This window comes from Mixta tenebrionis (genome assembly GCF_006517625.1).
GTDB classification, from domain to species: domain Bacteria; phylum Pseudomonadota; class Gammaproteobacteria; order Enterobacterales; family Enterobacteriaceae; genus Mixta; species Mixta tenebrionis.
Map to the genome: position 1 here is coordinate 1 of NZ_VHQI01000027.1, position 3,247 is coordinate 3,247.

The 3,247-nt window shown below is 54.8% G+C and carries 1 rRNA gene; it reads right to left on the reverse strand.

The features are described 5' to 3' along the window. Positions 1–26: 26 nt before the first annotated feature. Positions 27–3,018 (reverse strand): 23S ribosomal RNA (locus FKM52_RS21155). Positions 3,019–3,247 lie beyond the last annotated feature (229 nt).

Here is a 3,247-nt window from a genome sequence, read left to right on the forward strand (position 1 = left end):
TTTCCCCAAAACGCTTCCGGCGTTGTAAGGTTAAGCCTCACGGGTCATTAGTACCGGTCAGCTCAACGCATCGCTGCGCTTACACACCCGGCCTATCAACGTCGTCGTCTTCAACGTCCCTTCAGGAGGCTCAAAGGCCTCAGGGAAGACTCATCTCGAGGCAAGTTTCGTGCTTAGATGCTTTCAGCACTTATCTCTTCCGCACGTAGCTACCGGGCAGTGCCATTGGCATGACAACCCGAACACCAGCGGTGCGTTCACTCCGGTCCTCTCGTACTAGGAGCAACCCCTCTCAGTCTTCCAGCGCCCACGGCAGATAGGGACCGAACTGTCTCACGACGTTCTAAACCCAGCTCGCGTACCACTTTAAATGGCGAACAGCCATACCCTTGGGACCTACTTCAGCCCCAGGATGTGATGAGCCGACATCGAGGTGCCAAACACCGCCGTCGATATGAACTCTTGGGCGGTATCAGCCTGTTATCCCCGGAGTACCTTTTATCCGTTGAGCGATGGCCCTTCCATTCAGAACCACCGGATCACTATGACCTGCTTTCGCACCTGCTCGCGCCGTCACGCTCGCAGTCAAGCCAGCTTATGCCATTGCACTAACCTCACGATGTCCGACCGTGATTAGCTGACCTTCGTACTCCTCCGTTACGCTTTGGGAGGAGACCGCCCCAGTCAAACTACCCACCAGACACTGTCCGCAGCCCGGATTACGGGCCAACGTTAGAACACCAGCCATTAAAGGGTGGTATTTCAAGGGCGGCTCCACGCGGACTGGCGTCCGCGCTTCGAAGCCTCCCACCTATCCTGCACATCAAGGACCGGTGTTCAGTGTCAAGCTGTAGTAAAGGTTCACGGGGTCTTTCCGTCTTGCCGCGGGTACACTGCATCTTCACAGCGAGTTCAATTTCACTGAGTCTCGGGTGGAGACAGCCTGGCCATCATTACGCCATTCGTGCAGGTCGGAACTTACCCGACAAGGAATTTCGCTACCTTAGGACCGTTATAGTTACGGCCGCCGTTTACCGGGGCTTCGATCAGGAGCTTCGCCTTGCGGCTGACCCCATCAATTAACCTTCCGGCACCGGGCAGGCGTCACACCGTATACGTCCACTTTCGTGTTTGCACAGTGCTGTGTTTTTAATAAACAGTTGCAGCCAGCTGGTATCTTCGACTGGCCTCGGCTCCGGGAGCAAGTCCCCTCACCTACGCGCCAGCGTGCCTTCTCCCGAAGTTACGGCACCATTTTGCCTAGTTCCTTCACCCGAGTTCTCTCAAGCGCCTTGGTATTCTCTACCTGACCACCTGTGTCGGTTTGGGGTACGATTCGACGTTACCTGATGCTTAGAGGCTTTTCCTGGAAGCAGGGCATTTGTTGCTTCAGCGCCGTAGCGCCTCGTCGTCACGCCTCAGCCTTAAGCATCCGGATTTGCCTGGATGCTCAGCCTACACGCTTAAACCGGGACAACCGTCGCCCGGCCAACATAGCCTTCTCCGTCCCCCCTTCGCAGTAACGCCGAGTACGGGAATATTAACCCGTTTCCCATCGACTACGCCTTTCGGCCTCGCCTTAGGGGTCGACTCACCCTGCCCCGATTAACGTTGGACAGGAACCCTTGGTCTTCCGGCGAGCGGGCTTTTCACCCGCTTTATCGTTACTTATGTCAGCATTCGCACTTCTGATACCTCCAGCATGCCTCACAGCACACCTTCAACGGCTTACAGAACGCTCCCCTACCCAACGAACTCACGTTCGCTGCCGCAGCTTCGGTGCATGNNNTGCCTCACAGCACACCTTCAACGGCTTACAGAACGCTCCCCTACCCAACGACACTTACGTGTCGCTGCCGCAGCTTCGGTGCATGGTTTAGCCCCGTTACATCTTCCGCGCAGGCCGACTCGACCAGTGAGCTATTACGCTTTCTTTAAATGATGGCTGCTTCTAAGCCAACATCCTGGCTGTCTGGGCCTTCCCACATCGTTTCCCACTTAACCATGACTTTGGGACCTTAGCTGGCGGTCTGGGTTGTTTCCCTCTTCACGACGGACGTTAGCACCCGCCGTGTGTCTCCCGTGATAACATTCTCCGGTATTCGCAGTTTGCATCGGGTTGGTAAGCCGGGATGGCCCCCTAGCCGAAACAGTGCTCTACCCCCGGAGATGAGTTCACGAGGCGCTACCTAAATAGCTTTCGGGGAGAACCAGCTATCTCCCGGTTTGATTGGCCTTTCACCCCCAGCCACAGGTCATCCGCTAATTTTTCAACATTAGTCGGTTCGGTCCTCCAGTTAGTGTTACCCAACCTTCAACCTGCCCATGGCTAGATCACCGGGTTTCGGGTCTATACCCTGCAACTTAGCGCCCGGTTAAGACTCGGTTTCCCTTCGGCTCCCCTATGCGGTTAACCTTGCTACAGAATATAAGTCGCTGACCCATTATACAAAAGGTACGCAGTCACACCACGAAGGTGCTCCCACTGCTTGTACGTACACGGTTTCAGGTTCTGTTTCACTCCCCTCGCCGGGGTTCTTTTCGCCTTTCCCTCACGGTACTGGTTCACTATCGGTCAGTCAGGAGTATTTAGCCTTGGAGGATGGTCCCCCCATATTCAGACAGGATACCACGTGTCCCGCCCTACTCATCGAGCTCACAGCCTGTGTGTTTTTGTGTACGGGACTGTCACCCTGTACCGTGCGCCTTTCCAGACGCTTCCACTAACACACAAGCTGATGCAGGCTCTGGGCTGCTCCCCGTTCGCTCGCCGCTACTGGGGGAATCTCGGTTGATTTCTTTTCCTCGGGGTACTTAGATGTTTCAGTTCCCCCGGTTCGCCTCGTTAAGCTATGGATTCACTTAACGATAGTGTGACGAATCACACTGGGTTTCCCCATTCGGACATCGCCGGCTGTAGCGGTTCATATCACCTTACCGGCGCTTTTCGCAGATTAGCACGTCCTTCATCGCCTCTGACTGCCAGGGCATCCACCGTGTACGCTTGGTCGCTTAACCTCACAACCCGGAAACGTCTCGTGAGACACTTACCGGTGCGAGAAATTGAGAGACTCTGAACGGTTCTTCTTGTAAAGAAGCCGCTCTTTCAAATTTTCAGCTTGTTCCGGATTGTTAAAGAGCAATATCTTAAAGCCGACTCGTTAAAGTCAGTTTTAAGATATGTGGGCAGGTAACTTTCACTTACGTACCAGCAAGTGGCGTCCCCTAGGGGATTCGAACCCCTGTT